Origin of the sequence: Mesorhizobium dulcispinae (assembly GCF_033977345.1) — a bacterium.
GTDB classification, from domain to species: domain Bacteria; phylum Pseudomonadota; class Alphaproteobacteria; order Rhizobiales; family Rhizobiaceae; genus Mesorhizobium; species Mesorhizobium dulcispinae.
In genome coordinates this window covers 1-19,334 of record NZ_JAVIIY010000003.1, presented here as the reverse complement: position 1 = coordinate 19,334, position 19,334 = coordinate 1, and the positions used below count along the sequence as shown (strand labels likewise).

The following is a 19,334-nucleotide window of genomic DNA, read 5'->3' as shown; positions in this document are numbered from 1 at the left end:
TCCGGTGAGCGATCACACCGCAGACGAACGATGCGCCACGGTTGGGATCGCAGATCAAGGCGAACCTGGCTTACTGCGACGCCGAGCAGCTACCGATCTGGTGGCTCAAGAAGCACGATCTGATTCCGTGCGGCCCCGACCTCACACCCGACGAGATTAAGGCGAAGGTTCTGGAGGAGATCGTCACCACCATCCCCCGCCTTCAACTAATCCCTCCTGGTCGCGGGCGCTGGTTCCGTCTATCGCGAATCCCAGCCGAAACCCGGCCGGGAATTTTGGCCCCTTGCAGCCATATCAGCGGTCGCCGATCACCGACTGCGTCGGCGCTGCCAATCCGAAGTGTCCACCTTTGGCGCCACACCTCGAACACGACAATATAGTCTCTGTCTGGCCTCGAAGGCGCGCAGTGCGTTCAGGTAGGCCGAGTTCGCGTTCGGGTGACTCTTGCGCTGAGAAACTCAACCGGCTCGTGGCCAGGACCACCTCATGAAGCTACTGCTCGGTCGCAGATTCTGCGGCCTTCAGGACCCGAACCCCCGATCGAGAATTGGGCCGTCAATATGGCCGGTTACAAATGCGTGTCAATCCGCGAACCCGGCAGGGACTCGCCGATTGAAAGGGGACTGGCGGCAGGCTTATTTTGATCCAGTGCTTCACAGGTCGCGTCTGCCCTGGTTAGCCTCAAAATTCGAAGTTATAGCTACATGGAATTCATGAGATCACACAAAGTGCAAAGTGGAAGGGCGAAATGTGATCCATCCGAAACGTGGATGAACAATATCCAAGCAATCGATTTTCAAGAATCCAAAGTAAAGGTTAAAAGTGCCACGGGGGCCATTATCAGGAGTATGTCCGATGGCAAACGCTCTTCGCGGCATGACCGGACCCGATACCTTCTTCAGCAGTGAGAGCGACGATCTGATCGAGCAGCCTCAGGGCGTTGACTGGATCGACGGTCGCGGCGGCCACGAGTCCATCCCGTCCGGTGAGGTCATTTACGGCGCAAGGAGAGACCAGATCTTCGGACAAGAGGGCGTTGACTACCCTCTACCCGATTGCCACGACAAACCGCGCACTATTCGGGACCCATGTTTTGACGTGCTTGATTGGTGATGAAATGCGAACGCTGCTCATTGATCATCATGCCCACCTTACACGCACAATACAGGGGGCGCTCGAGGATTGCGGTTTCGCCGTTGATGTGGCTCGTACCCTGGACGAGGCATCCACTGCATTTTGTTGCGCGAGCTATCACATTCTCCTGTTGGAGTTGGTCATGCCGGACGGTGATAGCTTGCCCTGGCTGGCACAGTTAAGGAGCAACGGGCATTCGGTTCCTGCCCTCATCATGAGCAGTGTCGACGATCTCGAAAAACGTATCGCGATTTTCAACGGTGGTGCGGACGATTTCCTGCGTAAGCCCTTCTGCACCGAAGAGCTCATCGCCAGAATGCGAGCCATTCTGCGGCGTTCAACACAAATTACCGACCCCACCCTTGCATTTGGCAACCTGCAATTCGATCCGATCGGCCGACAAGTTTTCGTTGAGGGCCAGGTAGTAAAAATAGCACGCCGCGAACTGTGTATTCTCGAGCATCTACTCAACCGCGCAGGTCGCACTGTTCCACGCGCGCAGCTAGAAGATAGCCTCTATGCGTTCGACGATGAAGTTTCGGCCAACGCGCTCGAAGTCGGCATCTATCGCTTGCGCAAAAATCTGAGTCAGTCAGGGGCAACGCTGCGAATCAACACAGCGCGTGGCATTGGCTACATCCTTGAATTGACTGACGCACCATCTGCCTAAGCTGGTCGCATTTGAAAGCGAAGATTGCCTTGAAAGTCCTTCCTAATGGCCATCCTGCCACCAATCGTCCGTCGACCGTCATTGGCGGTTTGAGAAGTATGGTTTGTCCTTGCTCGGCCTATCTTTTTTGCGCGCTCATTCTGTTCTTCCCATTTTCTGCTACGGCCCAAAACAAGCGGTACGAAGGCGAACCGCGTGCCGCTGCCAATAGCATCAACGGCACGCTGAAGCTTTCCTCTTCGCTTGGCAAGACAATTCATTTGTCCGCGCCAGCCGCCAGCATCTTTATTGCCGATCCGACGATCGCAGATTTTCAGGCACCCTCGAATAAGACTGTCTTCGTCTTTGGCAAGAAATCCGGGCGGACCAGCCTATTCGCTTTGGACGCCAACGGGGAGGCTCTCGCGCAATTGCATATTGTTGTCACTGAACCGATCGAGGATCTGCGCGCCATGTTGAGGACGCGGGTCGGCGACTATCCAATCCACGTCAGCTATACGCCGCGCGGCGCGATCCTTAGCGGGACAGCGCCCAATGCCCAAGTCGTCGACACCGCAACGAAAGTCACTGAGCAATTTCTCGGTGACGGTGCGCAGGTCGTCAATGAGATTCAAGTCGCTGGGTCGTTGCAGGTCAATCTGAGTGTGCGCGTAGCTGAGGTCTCCCGTAGCGCCATGAAGGAACTCGGTATCAACCTGTCCGCTTTCGGCAAGATCGGCAATCTGACAGTGGGTTTGGCCAGCGGCAAAGGTGCCGGTTCTGGTGCGGCGAGCGGCGGCGGTACGGCCGGCGTCGCGTACAATGATGGCAATGTCAGCCTTGGCGCGGTTCTCGACGCGCTTGCAAAGGAGCATGTCGCTTCTGTCTTAGCTGAGCCGAATCTCACCGCGATGTCCGGTGAATCCGCCAACTTCCTGGCCGGCGGTGAATTTCCCATTCCGGTCGTGCAGGGGAGTGGGCAAGTCTCGGTTGAATTCCGTCACTTCGGCGTCGGCCTGGAGTTCGTGCCAACCGTTCTCAACAACGAGCAGATCAATATTCGCGTGAAGTCGGAAGCCAGTGAACTATCGACGCAAGGTGCCGTCCAAATCAACGGTATTTCCGTGCCTGCCATCTCCACGCGGCGTGCCGAGACCGCCGTTGAGCTCGGCAGCGGTCAAAGTTTTGCAATCGGTGGGCTGATCAGGCGTAGCGTCAATACTGATATTCGCGCCTTCCCTTGGCTGGGCGACTTGCCGATCCTCGGCGCGCTGTTCCGTTCGTCATCATTTCAAAAGCAGGAGACGGAACTGGTTATCATAGTCACACCTTACATCGTGAGGCCTGGATCAAATCCCAAGCAGATGAGCGCACCCACCGATCGCCTCGGCTCAGCTTCCGACGTGGAGGCCACTCCGATGAATTCATCGGAAAATCCGCCGCAAGACCACGCTCCCGGCGGCTCAGGCGCCCTGGACGGCTTCATCATCGAATAGTAACGCCCATGATGATGCGGATCACAAGCCTCCTGGTCGCTCTGAGCGCAAGCGTGAGTGGCTGCACAAGCTCCTCGCCGGTTGAGTCATCGACCGAAATCATTGTCCGGCAGGAGAACAAGGTCTTGTTCTTGCAGAGCCTTCGCGCTGTCGAACGGCAGCGTTTGCGTAATTTCATTGCGAGCGCCAGCCGTGGCCGGAGCGATGCCGTCCATCTTTTTATCAGCGGCCCGCCCTGGCTCGGCGCACAGATCGCCAGTCAGGTGATGGAGATGGGAGTTGACGGCTACAACATCCGCCTCTTTGAACAGCACCACCGTTCTGCAGCGCGAATAGAGGCGATTGTCTACGACAGCCTCCCTCCTGACTGTCCGCCATTTTCCGGTCCTTTAGCCAATGACAGTTCCTTCGACCGGACGCTTGGCTGTTCGACTCGTCGCAATTTGGCGGTCATGGTCAACGATCCGCGCGACTTGATCGACAACAACGCTGTCAGGCCAAGTCTCGGTGATCGCGCGGCTATCCCGGTTGCCAAATACAGGACCTTCGAGACGGGCAAGACCAGCAGCGCAGAACAGGGAAAGTAACAGCAATTGGGGCCATGGCACATACGCCGCCAGGCAACGCATGACGGCGGTTGCGCAAGGGCAGGAATGGTCGCTGGGTGCCAACGGTATCGATGGAGGCATTACGCAACGGGCTATGCCGGGCGGCGATTAAATTTAGACGATCGGACTTGAGGAACCTCTCCCCAAAAGCCCTTCAGAGCGTTGTCAGAATGTTGCCTGGGTTGCCCTGGGATGAAGCATTCGTTGGAATTACTGATCGACTTCTCACGCCGCCGCCGTGAAATACCTCCTGTCCTGTGTCACATTTTCGATCCGCCTGTACCACGTGCAGAAGGTGATCGGGATAGCTATGGTGCTCCGGCTCTGACGCTCGAGGAGTTCGCGCGTTGTTCGACAACTCCTCCTCGTCAACCCACGCCTGCAAATGGCAATGGTCGTGGGAAGATCAGTCTAAAGTCAGCCGCGCATTCATTGGGGGGCGCTATCGCAGTCGGACAGACTTCGCCTTCCTGCCAGGCCACTCTCAGGCACCGGATCGAGTAGAGCTACGCTCTGCGTCGGCGATCGACCCGCGGAACTGTTGTCCGAAGGATTCACGAAAATCGTTTTTGGATGGCGCGCCGACGATGCAATGCACGATCTGTCACGTCCAAGGGTTCACCCTGTCGCCACCTAGCCCACCAATCAAGCGACAAAGTTTGTACAGCCGCTGATTGGCAGGATAGGCCAATCCGCGCCGAAGGAGACGCGGATTGCTTTGTCAGGCCACGCGTTGAGCCAGCGTCGCCATACCTACAAAGTCGGGAACGCCTGCCGCTTGCATGGGGCCAGCCTCAAGGCTTGCCTTCAGATCGGTTAGATAATTCTCCGCGTAGGATTTGGCGGCTTCGACCGGTAGGTTGACGCCGGCCGTAAAGGCCTCTTCCAGCGCCGCCTTCGCGAGCCCGTTGCGAATCGCGAGTTTGACCTCGGGGCCAGCGACAAGGCCTACAGCCTGAGCAGCGATATCGAGCCCTGCTTCGGCCAATGCCTTCTTAATGTTGCCTCCACTAATAGCGGTATGAATGAGTTTCCCTGCTTGCGACGCCCCCTCGAGCGCCATTGAAACGGCATCGGCGATTTGACCCAGGCCCGGAACGAAGCTGAGGAGGCCCACAGCCGTCGCGGCCCAATCAAAAACTTTGGAACCCACTTTGAGCACGCCGTCGATGGTGTGCATAAAAGCCCCGCCATTCTTCTTGGCAGACTTGGTATCGGGCTGGTCCGCCACACCCATCTTCATATCCGCGACCGCGTCCTGATCTGCCGCGGTCTTGGGAACATGGGCCTTCGCCTGCTGAACCGTGCGGTTCGCAACGGTCATATCGTCATAAAATTTGGCGAAGTCCCGGTTGCTGATGTTGCCGGAATCGACAGTATGTCCGCCGCCAAAATCGAAGAACCGATGATGGGTCTTATAGCCCGTAATTGAATTGTTCAGCAAACCGAACAATAAGGGATCTGACAGCAGCTGCGACGCCGCTTGTCGTACCTTTGGACTGAGACTCTTGTCGTCCGCCATCTTCGCCAGTTTGTCCCGGGTCAGGACACCGCTACCAAAAAAGGCTTGCTGATTGCGGTTAATCATATCGAGCGTGTTCAGCTCGGGTTGCGTGAGGCTCATCGACGATGAAGCGACTTGCAGGAAGTCGTATTTGTGGACCTTATCGATCGAGCCACCGTATAACTGCTTCCAGGAATCCGGGTGGGTGAGGAAGTATTGGGCGGCCGCAGTGACTTGGGGCGGGCATTTGCCGGTTTTTGCTGTGCCGTCAACGATCTGCCGGAAATCAGCCAAGCTCAGGTTCTCGGGTAGGTTGTCGGAGTACCGGTAAAGCTCGCGCACTGCATCGTTCAAGGTCATGACCGTCGGCTGACCATTTCCAGATCCGTCGGATGGGATGTAGTTCTGCTCGTAGCTTCGTGCCTGCTGGTCCTGGAAGGCGGCGACTTGTGGGTGAAGGTCTGAGAACCCGGACAAATCCTTTGCCTTGATCTTGCCGCCGCAGCGGCCATCACCCTGCGAGCCGATGGCATAAAAGAGCTCCGGGTCCTGCTGCAAGCTTTCGATTGCAGCCTTAAGATCCGGCGGCGTGGACGGATCATTGGCTAGCTCGCTCAGCGAATCCCAACTGAGCGGGCATTTGTCCTTATGGCGGTTCAGCACCGCTACAATCTGCAGCTCTGGCTCAGTCAGCTTGCCGCCACACCACGTGATCCGCGTGCCCGCTATCGGCGCCGGCGCGATGGGAGGTGGCGCGATGGGAGGCGAAGCGACTGCAGGGAGGGCTTGATCCATTGATTTCAATGCCTCCCTCAGAGCGGGTGGCATGAGCTCGAGCGGGTGCTGTCGCAAGGCTTGCAGCGATGACTTCACATCTGGCGACAGTTCGTCCAGCGGGTGCTGCTGGAATTCGTCCATGGCCGACTTCAAATTCGCTGGCGGCAGGCCCAGTTGCGCGAAGGAATCGGGAGCGTTTTCCTGCGGCGAGCAACTGGACAGCATCGCCTGGAAGGGCAGAAACGCGCCTTGCCCGGTCTGGGCGACAATTTGTGGAGAAGGTTCCGGGCCCGAGCAGGCCTGTGGGGAGGGGGCGGGGGTGGAGCTATTTGCTGCCAAAAGGTTAAGCGACATCGTGCATCCTCACAGTTGAGATCAAAAGCCGCCACAATTGCGTCACCTGGTGCCACTGTCGTTCCCGACGAACGCCGGCCGCATGACTAACGCGTGGCTATCAATGCTGCCGATTCTTAGTTCCTCGTCAGCGACAACACCGATTACAAGCTTCAGCTGTCGAACAGCTGACGAGTGCGGAAGGACGCGCGATTGCTAGCGTATGGCCGCCGTGTTGCTTCATGCGGGAAGCTGCGGTGTATCCTCAATTGTCATCTCTGGCTCTGTGCAGGCTCACGGACGACGCTGTCCTGATGCGGCACTTCGGAAGAGAACGGACCTTCCGGTCGCCCATCGCGAACGACCACGGTCGAGGAGCCACGAAACAACATCAGTTCCGTCTCCTTTGGAGGCGTCCCGGTGTCGTGAGGTCGCGCCTGTGCCTCGGCTACGAGACCGTTGTACGTCTGCTCCACAAGCACAATGAAGCGGGGTGGGCCGGAAACCATGACCAGGCCCTTTCCCGGTGCCGGTCTCACTACGTAGCGCTCGTCGGAAATTCCAAGCTCATCAAGGGCCGCCTTGAACACCTCGAAGCGGACCGAAGTCAAAACCAGCATACGAGTCTGCGCTTCTTTCGCAGCAGTTACGTGGAGCACAAGCCCATCATAATACCATTGGAGATCGTAGAGATCGGTCAAGCGGTCCAGAAACGCGCGCGGCGACATACTCGGCATACGCCCGCGGATGCGCCCCTTTACCTCGGAGCTGACGTCGACGTCGACATTGAGGTTGTTGCCGAATTCTCGCAAAGCGGCAGACAGGTCCTGATCCAGAACTGTATACCTATAAGGCGTTGACGGCAGCGACAGCGGGGCCGCCAGCGTCGCATGAATGCCGGTGGAGAGAAGAACACCGAGAAAGAGAACTCTCATCCCAATGTGGAGAATGGTAGACTGGATTAACTTTCTCGGCATCTTGTCCCCAATCGAAGGCTGAAATTCGTGCTGACCTGGACGCCGAACGTGGCCTTTAAATGACGCTTCGTGGCCAGTTCGTCAGCTTGTCGTCAGTTCGCCTCCCTAGGAGAGAAGCTCGATAGCGGGTGATGAGCGATCAACTCATCACACTTCAAACAGAACAACTGAGTCTTTGCATGACAATTGGTGTTACGTCCATCTCTGCCAATTTTGCGGACAACCTGTCTAGGGTAGGGCCAACGTCAGCATGCGGCGAGCAGGCCCAGTTTGAGTGCGCACTTGTAGAGGCGGTCGCCTCGATTAAAAACGATGGCCCGTCGGCGACGGCGGGGGCGGGGCCTGTTGCTCCAGTCCTGGAGGTTCCGCGCGCGACAAGCGAGACGAGCCCATTGGGCGACCGCGTGCTCCAGACCCTTTCATCGCTGTATAGGGACAACGCCGTGGCACCTGCCACGCCCGACCAAGAGGTACCCCTTGTGAAGGACGTCCTACTCGGGCCGGTGGAGCAGTCTCCTTCCCAAGCAGGGTCGGGAATGCGCATGTCAGGCGCTCCGCCAGGAAGGGAGAATTTCGAAGCGATGATTGCCGGTCTGCGGGAAGTATACAGCGCCGTCACTGAGGTTTCCCTTGTCACCAAGAGTATCAGCGGCGCTACGTCATCCGTGAATACGCTAATAAAACAAGGATGAACGAGGCGCATGATCGCGTCACCGCACGGCGAAGGCATTGATCGCCGCCCGGCTGGTCGGCGATCGTGTCATTATGTTTTGCCGCTGCTCTTGGTTCTGAGCGGTTGCAAGGACGATCTCTACACAAAATTGCAGGAACGCGATGCCAATGAGATGCTCGCGCTTTTGCTTGACAACGGCGTGGATGCGGTCCGCGTCGCCGCCAAGGATGGGACCAGCACGATCCAGGTCGAAAATGAGCAGGTTGCCTTCTCAATCAACCTGTTGAATGCGAAGGGGCTGCCGCGTCAGGTTTTCAAGAATCTCGGCGAAATATTCCAAGGATCGGGCCTGATTGCCTCGCCGACCGAGGAGCGCGCCCGTTACGTCTATGCGTTAAACGAAGAATTGTCGCATACCATTAGCGAAATCGATGGCGTTTTCTCAGCACGTGTCCATGTTGTTTTGCCTGACAACGACCTGTTGCGGGAGCGCGCCACACCATCCTCGGCCTCGGTATTCGTCCGCCACGATGCCAACATAAATGTCTCGGCTCTGCTGCCGCAGATAAAGATGCTCGTTGCAAACAGCATCCAAGGCTTATCCTACGACAAGGTAGAGGTCGTATTCGTGCCGGCGGAACGGCCGGCAGTTGAGCAACGGCCTGCCTTGACCCAGGCAGCTAAATCAATTCCGGTGCCACTTCTGGCGGTCATTGTGGGTCTCGCCGTGGCAGTATTCGCGGTGCTGTCCTACTTGGCCAGTTCTCTTGTCTATGGGCGGAGGCAGCCATCGCAACGAGCCAGGATCGAGGGGCGCTCGGGTGTTTCAGCAATCGGGGCCGCTCGTAAAAACACCATCGGCGATGCCACATAGGAGGTATTCCCAGTGCAAATACGGATGCAAACCTTCAAACACGATGACTCCTTCAAATTGCCTTTTACGGTCCTGGGCGAGCTTGCCGCTTCAACTCATCCGACCCGCCTTGCTGCACGCCTTGACCCGGCTTTGTCGGCTGCGACGTTGGTGCGGTTGCAGAACAACCAAAGACTGCAGCCAAGACTGGCAAAATTACTCCTCGACGATGGAATGGACCTGAATGGAAGCGGCTGGGGGCCGGACCTTCTGCATGGGCATGATCCGCGCCAAGCTGCTGTGTTTGCCGGTAGTATCTGGCATGCCCGTTCGCTGCTGAAGCTGGTTTCCAAGTCTGAACTTGCCGTTCTGATCGAACGTATCGGCGCTGAAGCGCATACGTTTGGCATCCGACACCAGGCGCAGGCGATCTCAACCAGCTTGATCGCGGATCCGGAAAAACTCGCCCAACGGATTGAACACGATGGATTAGCCTGTCTTGGGGTTTGGCTCGATGAGCATTCTTTGCTCGACCGCCACCGGGTGTTCCTACGCTTGCCCGTCGGGACCGCGGCCGAGAATCCTGCGACCGAACACCGCGATGCCGCAGACCAATTGTTTTCGCTTGTGCTGTCGTATCTGAGGACGGAGGTCCCGGCGATATGACGCTCGACGATATCGTAGCGCCGGTCGCTCCGCGGATGCGCCCCGTCGGGCCGCTGGTCCCGGCCAGTGAGCTCGAAATCTGGCACAATGCCTTTGAGGCGCGCGCGGCGGCGGAACGGTATCTGCTGCGGGTTCGCCGCTGGGCCCGCATAGCTTATCAGCGGGAACGGGAGCGCGGACGTAGTGAGGGGATGAATCGTGGCGCTGAGGAAATGGCACGGCTAATTGCGCAGTCCGTCTCTGAAGCGGCACGCCAAAGGGCAGCCCTGGAGCAGCAATTGCCACAACTCGTCATGCAGATCGTAAGCGACCTGCTGGGCGCTTTTGACCCCGGTGAGCTGTTGGTGAGCGCCGTTCGCCACGCGATCGAACGGAAAGGCGGCGCGGAAGTCCGCCTTAAGGTGTGTCCCACGCAAGCCGATGCCGTCGCAGGCGAGTTCGCTGCGTACGATGGACGGGAAGGCCGGCCGAAAGTTCGAGTTGATCCGGATCCGGCGCTGTCGCCGCAGCAATGCGTGCTGTGGAGCGACTATGGCAATGTCGATCTTGGACTTGATGCGCAATTGCGGGCGCTGCGCCTCGGCTTTGGATTGCATGCTGAACAAGGCGAGCTATGACCGAACTGCTACCACAACGCGGCAGTCCGGCTGTAGACAGGACAATGGATGCGGCGCTCTCGTCTCTGAGATCGACCGCAAAGCATATCGACACGCGTGTCGTGCGCGGACGCCTAACTAGGGCCGTCGGTACGGTGCTCCATGCCGTGTTGCCGGATGCTCGAATTGGGGAACTTTGTCTGTTGCAGGATCCGCGCACCGGACGCTCTCTCGAAGCCGAGGTGATCGGTTTCCTTCAAAATGGCGTGCTGCTCACCCCGATCGGTGACATGGTGGGCCTGTCCAGTCGCGCAGAAGTGGTTGCTAGCGGTCGAATGCATGAAGTGCCAGTCGGCCCCGATTTGCTTGGCCGCGTGATCGACAGCTTTGGCCGTCCCCTCGACGGCAAAGGCGCTCTCAAAGCCGGCCAAACGCGCCCGCTTCGGGGCAAGGCGCCCAACCCCATGACAAGGCGCATGATCGAGCGACCATTCCCACTTGGCATCCGCGCCTTGGATGGTCTCCTGACATGCGGCGAAGGCCAGCGGATCGGGATCTATGGAGAGCCTGGTTGCGGCAAGTCAACGTTACTATCGCAGATCATAAAGGGCGCGGCCGCCGACGTTAACATAGTTGCCCTCATTGGCGAGCGCGGGCGGGAAGTGCGCGAATTCGTTGAGCGACACCTTGGGGAAGCCGCTCTTCGTCGTACGATCGTTGTGGTCGAAACATCCGACCGCTCGGCAATGGAGCGGGCGCAATGTGCTCACATGGCAAGCGCACTTGCCGAACATTTTCGCGAACAAGGACAACGCGTCGTTCTGATGATGGATTCCTTGACGCGCTTTTGCCGGGCCATGCGCGAAATCGGACTTGCTGCGGGCGAGCCGCCGACCCGGCGAGGCTTTCCGCCTTCCGTGTTTGCCATGCTGCCAGGCCTGCTGGAGCGCGCGGGCATGGGCGAGCGTGGCTCAATTACGGCCTTCTATACAGTGCTTGTCGAAGGTGACGGCGTGGGGGATCCCATCGCAGAAGAATCGCGCGGCATTCTCGATGGCCATGTCGTCCTCTCACGCACGATCGCTGCGCGATCCCATTTCCCCGCGATCGATGTGCTGCAAAGTCGCAGCCGCGTAATGGATGCGGTCGTGTCTATGGCACATCGCAAGGCGGCATCGACGTTCCGTGATCTCCTCTCGCGCTATGCCGAGTCCGAGTTTTTGGTCAAGGTCGGCGAATACAAGCAAGGCAACGATCCGCTTACTGACAGGGCTATCGACTCGATCGGCGACCTGCAGGAATTTTTGCGTCAGGGAGAAGACGAGGCGAGCGACTTTGAGGAAACCTTCGCATGGATGTTGCAGCTGACCGCATGAATTGTCTCCACGCTACGAGCTTGCGGCTTTTGAAGGATATGCGAGAGCGTAGCGCCCTTCGTGAGCTGTCCAAAAAGGAAGCTAAGGCCCACCTAGCGGCCGAGGCCGCACAGCATGCTTCCCGCGAGCTTGCAATCGCACAACAACACTGCGCAAGGGCGGAAATGGAGCTTTACCAACGGTTTGCATCGCTTGATGCCTTGTCCATCCAGACGCTCGACCAAGGCCATCTCCACATAGAGCGCCTTGAGGCTGAGGTCGCCTCGAGGCGCAAGACGCTTGATAACGCCTGCATCGCTCAGGAACAGACCGAGACAGCGGCGTCTGAGGCAAGGTCGCACTGGATCAGCTGTTCGGCGGCAAGGCACAAGTGGCAACAAATTGAGGACGACGTCCGGCGCGGCGTCGATATCCACTCTCAGACCGCAGCCGAGACGGAGGCCGAGGATGAGATCCTGCTTCGGTACCCGAGTGTCTCGCTCACCGATGTGGCGGGCAAGTCAATCTGATGACCGCTAGCATTCTTGTCGTGTCGCAATGGTGCCGTCTTGTAGAGCCGAAAACACTTTGAGCACACACGATTCACTGAAGCCAAAGCTAAGTCTGTCCCACGACGTCGTCTCGTGGCTCAACGAGTGCGCACACCCCCGCAAGCCTTTTCAGTGCCGACTTGGCGACGAGCCGCTATCGGTGCGAATAGGACGGCTTGTCTGGCAGCCGGAATCGCTTCCCATTCCGATGCTCGAGTGCATTTGGCGGCTCGGAGATGAGACGATCGTCTTGTCGATCTCCCGTGCACTGATAGAGAGGCTCATCTCGACCGTGCAGAGCGGCATTGGCTTGCCTCCCGAGCCAACCGGTTCACTGGTTCTCGAACTCGCACTTGAGCCGCTTATCGCTCGACTCGAGGCTCAGACACGGCAGGACGTGCTACTGGCTCAGCTGCGCGAAGCCACCATGCCACCTCCCTATCTCGAATATGACGTCGCCTGCGGCCCGATCAACGGCAAAGCTCGTCTGTGCCTATTCTCGCCTCTCGATGGCCCGGTGCCGTTCGCGTTCCACGCCCTGGGAGATCTGCTTCGACAGTTGCCGCCACAACCGTGCGAATTACCCGCAGAGCTCCCGGTCCTGGTTGCAGGAAAGATCGGCTCGCTTTGCGTTCCGGCGGCGCTTATTCGCAAAACATCTGCCGGTGATGCTTTGATACCAGACGTATTACCGTTCCACCGCGATCAGATCATCCTCTCTGCGGGCCGGCTCTGGGCCGTGGCAGATGTTGCGGACGACCGCCTGATCCAGCGGGGGCCTTTCCGCCCGCAACCATGCCCCTTGGAGAGTGCGCACATCATGACAGAACCGGAATTGCAGCAAGGGCCATCGGATGCCGAGCTCGACGATATCGAAATCACTCTGGTTTTTGAATGCGGCCGCTGGCTGATGCCGCTAGGGGAACTGAGGAGTGCCGGCGAAGGGCATATCTTCGAACTTGGTCGGCCGGTCGACGGTCCGATCGATATAGTTGCCAACGGCCGGCGTATCGGCCGTGGCGACATCGTGCGCATCGGCGACGAGCTTGGAATCAGGCTACGTGGCGGGTTGGCATGCAATGAGTGAGATCCAACCCGGGATTCTGGCGCTTCTTGCGGTTACGGCTGGGCTGGGTCTGCTGCTGCTCACAGTCGTCACAACCACGGCCTTTATAAAGATATCTGTGGTTCTCTTCCTCGTCCGCAACGCGCTCGGGACGCAGACGATACCCCCCAATATAGTTCTTTACGCGACGGCATTAATTCTCACCGTTTTCGTTAGCGCGCCTGTTATCGAGCAGACCTATGCGCGCGTCACGGACCCGAAACTCCACTATAAGACCTTCGACGACTGGGTTACCGCTGCTGAAGAGGGACGAGAGCCTTTGCGTGGCTATCTCAAGAAGTTCACAAGCGAAGAGCAGCGTCGATTTTTCCTATCGTCGACCAAACAAGTCTGGCCAGAGGAAATGCGCACCAGGACGACACCTGATGATTTCGCCATTCTCGTACCATCCTTTCTAATTTCAGAACTCAAGCGTGCCTTCGAAATTGGCTTTCTTCTTTATCTTCCGTTTATCTGCATCGATCTCATCGTAACCACGATTTTGATGGCGATGGGCATGTCAATGGTATCACCCACAATGATAGCTGTCCCTTTCAAACTATTTCTATTTGTTACTATTGATGGTTGGTCCCGACTAATGCACGGACTTGTGTTGAGTTATACAACACCGGGAGGTTGAGCATGGATGAGGCCAGCATTGTAGCCCAAATGAGCCAAACCTTAATCGTTTTCATGATTTGGGTTCTGCCGCCACTCATTGCCGCTGTGGTTGTCGGCCTGGGCATCGGCATTATCCAGGCGGCAACACAGATTCAGGACGAAACCTTGCACCTGACAGTGAAACTATTGGTCGTTGTTGCGATCATTGTTCTGTTTGCTCCTGTGCTAAGCGCTCCGCTCATCGAGCAAGCCGATTACGTGTTCTCCCAGTTTCCCGCGATTATACCGAGTTACTAGCCTTCATGATGTCTGGTTGGTCACCCACCGACGCCCAAATGCTCATCCATGCGGCCATCGAACTCATCATCGCCGCCGGTCTTGCTGCGGCTCGCGCTGTCGGCATTATGCTGGTCCTGCCAGTATTTACGCGGTCTCAAATTGGCGGGCTGATCAGAACATGCCTTGCTGTCGCGTTCGGGCTACCGTGCTTGGCACCCATCAGAGACGGGTTACAGCTGCTCGATACTGATACCCGTTTCATCCAAGTGACACTGCTCGGTTTGAAGGAGATTTTTGTCGGGCTGCTACTTGGGATTCCGCTCGGAATCCCGATATGGAGCCTCCAGGCGGCCGGTGAGCTTGTCGACACCCAGCGCGGCATCACCAGCCAAGTCGGTCCGGTAGACCCCGCGACGAACACTCAGGCATCCGCGATGGGACTTTTTCTCGGAATCACAGCGATCACGATCTTCGTCGCATCGGAAGGTCTGGAGATCATGATCGGCGGCCTTTATGGCAGCTACTCAATCTGGCCCGTATATCAATTTTACCCCACGCTGACCTCACAAGGGGCAATGGAATTAATCGCCCTCCTCGACCGGATTATGGTGACGAGTTTACTAGTCTCCGGGCCTGTCGTGGCCTTTCTGTTGCTAGTTGACATTTCGATAATGATCCTTACCCGCTTTGCCCCGCAACTCAAGTCGAACCGTCTTTCCCCGACAATCAAAAATATCGGCTTTCCGATCATTATGGTCACGTACACTGCGTATCTCATCGACGCCATGGCGTCAGATATCGCACAGGCCAAAGGCGGGCTCGAGGCGTTCGAAAAGATGCTGAAATGAGCACGAGCGAAGAGAAGAAACACCCGGGCACTCACAAGAAGCTAAGCGAAGCACGCAAGAAGGGGCAGATTGCGCGCAACACCGATTTCGTCCGCGCCGTCGGCACCTGCGCCGGTCTCGGCTATCTGTGGTTAAGAGCTAGCGCGATCGAAGACAAATGCATCGAAGCGGTATTATTGACCGACAAGCTGCAGGATCTGCCTTTCAATATCGCTGTCGGGCAAGCGCTAATTCTCCTGACCGAACTCACCGTGACGACAGTCGGCCCGCTGCTTGGAACTGTAGCCGCCGCGGCGGTCTCGGCCGCATTCATCTCTAACGGTGGACTACTCTTCTCGTTCGAGCCGATGGCGCCCAAGTTTGAAAAAATCAATCCTTTTCAGGGACTGAAGCGCATTGTGACGGTGCGCTCCTTAACCGACCTTGGCAAGGCGCTGGTGAAGCTATTAGTCCTCGGCGCTATCTTTCTTTTTTCTATTCTGGGCATGTGGAAAACGATGGTCTATCTGCCGGTCTGCGGCATTTCGTGCCTCGGCTTCGTCTTTACGGAGGTGAAACTGCTGGTCGGGATTGGTGCCGGTGCACTTCTGGTCGGCGGCTTGATCGATCTCCTGCTCCAACGCTGGTTGTTTTTGCGCGACATGCGAATGACTGAGACCGAGGTCAAGCGCGAAAGGAAGGAACAAGAAGGTACGCCAGAGTTGAAGCATGAACAACGTCGCCTACGTCAAGAGATGGCTAGCGAACCTCCGCTTGGCGTGCATCACGCCACATTGATCTTGAGAGGGCGGGCGATATTGGTCGGTCTGCGTTACGTGAGGGGCGAGACTGGGGTGCCGGTCTTGGTTTGCCGCGGCGAGGGCGAGGCCGTTTCACCTATCTTCGGAGCGGCGCAGGCGCTACGTCTAAGTATTGTCGACGATGATGGCCTAGCGCGTCAGCTCATCCAAACAACCAAGTTAGGAAAACCTGTTCCTATGCAGTATTTCGAGCCAGTTGCTAGAGCACTCCATGCCGCTGGGTTAGTCTAGACGAGTATACAAAATCGGTTTCTGTTATTGCGCAGGCTACTGTGCCGCTATGGGCCATGGGCAATCCAGAACCGTCTATGTGTCCGGCCGACCTCGCATGTTTTGGAGAATTATCGCAATGTTCGCTACCATCGGGACTACCGTTACTACTCAGCGCGCTCGGTCCGCCGTCACAAGTCATGTGCCACTTGCCTTGCGTGTGTGTTGATAGGCGCCATTCGCTGCTTTCTGATCACCTGTCTACCTGCGGAAAAATCGATCCGGCCAAACAGTGAACCGGATCGAGCGCATGCTCGGTCACCTCAAGATCCACCGCGCCACCGCCTCTCGCTGCTCGTAGCAGCGATGGACGCCTCAAACTACACTGTCTTCCGAACCGTTGCCCGAGCGAGAGCCTGCCCGACCGGATCGGCGTGCACACGAACCTCTTCTGGGTGGCGTGCCGAAGTTCCTGGTCTCTGGTTATATTATGCCTCTCAGGGCACATAACCGTTCGGGACACAAAAGCGCGACAATCTCAAGGCCGCCGTAACCAACTCCGATCGCTGCGACCCCGGTCTCAACAGAACCTATGCGGAGATGGCGAGCCGTTACGGAACGCGGTACTCTGGGCAGAGGCCGAGACAGTTGCGGTACAAATTGCACAGCGCTGGTTCCTGGCGTAGCTGCCGTCGGCAGATCGCCATGATCGACCGATCGACCTCCGTGGGCCAGCGACAGCCGGCGCATCTTGCAATTGTCTCCAAAACCAACATGCGCAAATGTCTCCGATCGAACCGGAGGTGTCGGGCGAAATGAGAAATTGACTCCTCTCGTTTCATGAAAAGTCCCGCCACGGTCCATCTCAAAACTCGTGCGCCCGAATGACGATGGCTTCCACTGCATTGCTGCCTCCGTCAGATTGTCGAAAGCCAAGCACCGTAGAGATAGAACCGCTTGAAGTGCTCGGAACTTGCAAAGGAAGTAGGATGGATCTCTTCGACAATATCGGTGCGTCCCCCGCCTCAGATCCCGTCCGAAGAGATGAGCCAGGGTTGCAACAGCATCAGGTCGAGCAGAGGAGTTTTGAGCAGCGCCTGAACGAGTTACAAGGAAGCGTGCCTCGGCAGGTCAATCCAACCTCGGGTCCACCGCCCCACTCGCCTGCGCCAAGTGTCTACCACGAGGAGATTCTTGCAGCCGCCGATCGCGGTGCCCGCTTACCGGCTGAAAGTTTCGCTTCGGCGAAGTTTTGGCAGGGAATTGATGGCGTGACCAACTCGCCTGCCCCAAACGTCGATCAGGAGGAGCTTCCGCAGTCCGGCGGCCATGCTGTGTCGGTGTCTGCAGGCGACCCAGCGATTGGAGGTGCTTGCCTGCAAGATTTGGCTTCCCTGCCACCGCCGGTCAACCTCCCAAGCGTCCCTTTGAGAAGCGCTCCCCACAGCCCCCTACCTCGCGCTCCCCGGGCAGGTTTAGGGCAGCCTCCGGCCAATCAACCGGGCGGTCCAATCAGCGAACCTCCCACAGAGCCGACCGAGGCGCGCTACCAAGCTGTCCTCCTGCAGCGAACTGCGCTGCTGCGTAAGCGAGAACGCCGCCACCCAGACGAGCTGCTTTTTAACACCTACCGCAGGCTGGCTACGGCCAAGGGAAATCAAATCAGCCAGAACAGGATTTCGAAAGACATAGCGGCGTTGCGGAAGTTCAGTGTGCGCCTTGCCAAGGACCACCAGAGCCAAATCGCCGGCCGGATTCACGATCGGCAACTGGACAGCCTAGTGAAGCTCTGCGCGGCCGGCGATACCAAATTACTTGGTCAAATCAACTCAGCATTGGGCAGGCTCCGACAGGCCCAGGCCGAAGGGCAGGTGATAGTTGGCCGGAATCGACCTAGCACGGAGGATGACGAGGTCTTCGCTGACTACCACACAAAAGCCACAACCGACAAAGTGAGCGAAACCACGGTGAAGACCGACTTGGCGACGCTGCGTAAGTTCAGCGCATGGCTTGCAAAGAACCACCAGAGCCAAATCCGCGGCAGGATTCAGGATCAGCAATTGGACAGCCTGGCTAGGGACTACGCGGGCAACGATCCCCTACTACTGCGTCAAATCAACTTTGCGTTGACCAGACTCCGGCAAGCATCTGCCGGAAAGCGGGTGACCGTTGCTCGGGGCGCTCGACCGGTCACGCAGGATGACGAGGTCTTCGCCGACTACCACACAAAGGCCACAGCCGGCAACGTAACCGCGGTGAAGACCGACTTAGCGGCGCTGCGTAAGTTCAGCGCATGGCTTGCAAAGAACCACCAGAGCCAAATCAGTGGCAGGATTCAGGATCGGCAATTGGACAGCCTGGCTAGGGACTTCGCGGGCAGCGATCCCATACTACTCCGTCACATCAACCTTGCGTTGATTAGAATCCGGCAAGCATCTGCCGGAGAGCGGATGACCGTCGCTCGGAAACCTAGTAGCAGGGACGATGAGGAACTCTTTGCCACCTACGAGGCAAAAGCTACCGCCGACAAAATAAACTCACACACGGTGAAGACCGACATCGTGGCGCTGCGTAAGTTCAGCAAATGGCTTGCGCAGAACCACCGGACGCAAATCGCCGACCGGCTTGAAAGTCCGGAGTTGGACGCGCTGGCGAAAGCCTATGCGGGCCGCGAGGCCTGGCGTATAACACCAGCGTTGAGAAGGCTCCGGCAGACCAAGGCCGAACAGCGGGTGACAGTTAAAGACCATCGTCCTGTCACCAAAGACCATCGTCCTGTCACCGAAGACACCAGAGTGATTGAGGCTGCCTGTAACGAAGCCGCCAGTAAAGGATATTACGGGAGAACGATTAGGAATTATCGACCTGTTTTGCTGCGTTTCAATGATTGGCTCACTGAGAACTTTGGTAAGGGTGTTGCCCGGATTGAACCTGCGGTGCTGAACCGTGCGGTTGAAGAGTACAAGAAGAACGAATCACGTGGGTTCCGCAGCGCGTGGAGCTTCTTTCAGAGATTTCGACAGATGTCCGCAGCAAACGAGGTCCTGCGCTTGGCCGCCAACGGGCAGGCGGGTTGGCGCCAGGATGAAGGCCGCGCACACAAAGCGGCGGCGCAAACCGCTTCCTTGTCGCCTTTCCCCCTGCCTCCAGCCGACCCGTCTTGGAACCAGCTGCGAGACCTCATTCAAAAAGACCTTGCGCAGCCTAGCTCGTCCTCGGCCTTCGCAGGCGCCCAGCAGGCCAGCTCGTTTCAAGAGTTTTCCTCAGCTCCGCATACTCCGTTCGAGGGGGCTTGGGAT

At 57.7% G+C, this 19,334-nt stretch carries 18 protein-coding genes and 1 pseudogene; 17 read left to right on the top strand and 2 right to left on the bottom strand.

Going from position 1 to position 19,334, the window contains the following annotated elements; all coding sequences use genetic code 11:
- The first annotated feature begins 855 nt into the window (after nucleotides 1–855).
- From RFN30_RS08000 to RFN30_RS07985, 4 genes are read left to right on the top strand one after another with little or no spacing between them, the layout of a single operon-like run.
- Nucleotides 856–1,113 carry a hypothetical protein gene (locus tag RFN30_RS08000; protein ID WP_320261568.1) on the top strand — a complete coding sequence of 86 codons (258 nt, stop codon included), beginning with the start codon at nucleotides 856–858 and terminating at the stop codon, nucleotides 1,111–1,113.
- Nucleotides 1,114–1,117: 4 nt separating this feature from the next.
- On the top strand, nucleotides 1,118–1,804 hold the full coding sequence (locus RFN30_RS07995; protein ID WP_320261567.1) for a winged helix-turn-helix domain-containing protein: 687 nt from the start codon (nucleotides 1,118–1,120) through the stop codon (nucleotides 1,802–1,804).
- 29 nt (nucleotides 1,805–1,833) lie between these two features.
- On the top strand, nucleotides 1,834–3,279 hold the full coding sequence (locus RFN30_RS07990; protein ID WP_320262064.1) for a type II and III secretion system protein family protein: 1,446 nt from the start codon (nucleotides 1,834–1,836) through the stop codon (nucleotides 3,277–3,279).
- Nucleotides 3,280–3,287: 8 nt separating this feature from the next.
- Nucleotides 3,288–3,866, top strand: coding sequence for a CpaD family pilus assembly lipoprotein (locus RFN30_RS07985; protein WP_320223456.1), 579 nt, complete (start codon nucleotides 3,288–3,290; stop codon nucleotides 3,864–3,866).
- A gap of 742 nt (nucleotides 3,867–4,608) precedes the next feature.
- Here the strand turns inward: RFN30_RS07985 and RFN30_RS07980 are convergent.
- Both RFN30_RS07980 and RFN30_RS07975 read right to left on the bottom strand, forming a co-directional pair.
- Entirely contained in the window at nucleotides 4,609–6,522 is a 1,914-nt protein-coding gene (locus RFN30_RS07980; protein WP_320251067.1) for an HrpF/NolX family T3SS translocon protein, read from the bottom strand.
- Between the two features lie 251 nt (nucleotides 6,523–6,773).
- Nucleotides 6,774–7,478 (bottom strand): nodulation protein NolW, encoded by a 705-nt coding sequence (locus RFN30_RS07975; RefSeq protein ID WP_320261566.1) that lies wholly within the window; start codon nucleotides 7,476–7,478, stop codon nucleotides 6,774–6,776.
- A gap of 131 nt (nucleotides 7,479–7,609) precedes the next feature.
- Here RFN30_RS07975 and RFN30_RS07970 point away from each other — a divergent pair, with 131 nt between their 5' ends.
- The 13 genes and pseudogenes from RFN30_RS07970 to RFN30_RS07910 all read left to right on the top strand — a co-directional run.
- Nucleotides 7,610–8,170, top strand: coding sequence for a nodulation protein NolB (locus RFN30_RS07970; protein WP_320261565.1), 561 nt, complete (start codon nucleotides 7,610–7,612; stop codon nucleotides 8,168–8,170).
- A gap of 9 nt (nucleotides 8,171–8,179) precedes the next feature.
- Nucleotides 8,180–9,025 (top strand): type III secretion system inner membrane ring lipoprotein SctJ, encoded by an 846-nt coding sequence (gene sctJ, locus RFN30_RS07965; RefSeq protein ID WP_320223459.1) that lies wholly within the window; start codon nucleotides 8,180–8,182, stop codon nucleotides 9,023–9,025.
- A gap of 24 nt (nucleotides 9,026–9,049) precedes the next feature.
- Nucleotides 9,050–9,670 (top strand): nodulation protein NolU, encoded by a 621-nt coding sequence (locus RFN30_RS07960; protein WP_320223460.1) that lies wholly within the window; start codon nucleotides 9,050–9,052, stop codon nucleotides 9,668–9,670.
- On the top strand, nucleotides 9,667–10,287 hold the full coding sequence (sctL, locus tag RFN30_RS07955; protein WP_320223461.1) for a type III secretion system stator protein SctL: 621 nt from the start codon (nucleotides 9,667–9,669) through the stop codon (nucleotides 10,285–10,287). Before RFN30_RS07960 ends, sctL begins: the two co-directional genes overlap by 4 nt.
- Nucleotides 10,284–11,642, top strand: a complete 1,359-nt coding sequence (gene sctN, locus RFN30_RS07950; protein ID WP_320223462.1) for a type III secretion system ATPase SctN — start codon at nucleotides 10,284–10,286, stop codon at nucleotides 11,640–11,642. The genes sctL and sctN overlap by 4 nt, the downstream gene beginning before the upstream one ends.
- On the top strand, nucleotides 11,618–12,151 hold the full coding sequence (locus tag RFN30_RS07945) for a hypothetical protein (protein WP_320261564.1): 534 nt from the start codon (nucleotides 11,618–11,620) through the stop codon (nucleotides 12,149–12,151). Before sctN ends, RFN30_RS07945 begins: the two co-directional genes overlap by 25 nt.
- A gap of 58 nt (nucleotides 12,152–12,209) precedes the next feature.
- The gene (gene sctQ / locus RFN30_RS07940; RefSeq protein WP_320261563.1) at nucleotides 12,210–13,259 is read left to right on the top strand and encodes a type III secretion system cytoplasmic ring protein SctQ; all 1,050 of its coding nucleotides are present in this window, start codon (nucleotides 12,210–12,212) and stop codon (nucleotides 13,257–13,259) included.
- Nucleotides 13,252–13,917: a type III secretion system export apparatus subunit SctR gene (gene sctR, locus RFN30_RS07935; protein ID WP_320261562.1), complete on the top strand. Its 666-nt coding sequence runs from the start codon at nucleotides 13,252–13,254 to the stop codon at nucleotides 13,915–13,917. Before sctQ ends, sctR begins: the two co-directional genes overlap by 8 nt.
- A 2-nt stretch (nucleotides 13,918–13,919) precedes the next feature.
- Entirely contained in the window at nucleotides 13,920–14,195 is a 276-nt protein-coding gene (locus RFN30_RS07930; RefSeq protein WP_320216873.1) for an EscS/YscS/HrcS family type III secretion system export apparatus protein, read from the top strand.
- Nucleotides 14,196–14,203: 8 nt separating this feature from the next.
- Nucleotides 14,204–15,025, top strand: coding sequence for a type III secretion system export apparatus subunit SctT (gene sctT, locus RFN30_RS07925; RefSeq protein WP_320223469.1), 822 nt, complete (start codon nucleotides 14,204–14,206; stop codon nucleotides 15,023–15,025).
- Nucleotides 15,022–16,056, top strand: a complete 1,035-nt coding sequence (locus tag RFN30_RS07920; protein WP_320228529.1) for an EscU/YscU/HrcU family type III secretion system export apparatus switch protein — start codon at nucleotides 15,022–15,024, stop codon at nucleotides 16,054–16,056. Before sctT ends, RFN30_RS07920 begins: the two co-directional genes overlap by 4 nt.
- A gap of 324 nt (nucleotides 16,057–16,380) precedes the next feature.
- Nucleotides 16,381–16,718: pseudogene (locus RFN30_RS07915) on the top strand (hypothetical protein); the annotation flags it as partial.
- 306 nt (nucleotides 16,719–17,024) lie between these two features.
- Nucleotides 17,025–19,334 (top strand): hypothetical protein (locus RFN30_RS07910; protein ID WP_320261561.1); only part of this gene is annotated, 2,310 nt, incomplete at its 3' end.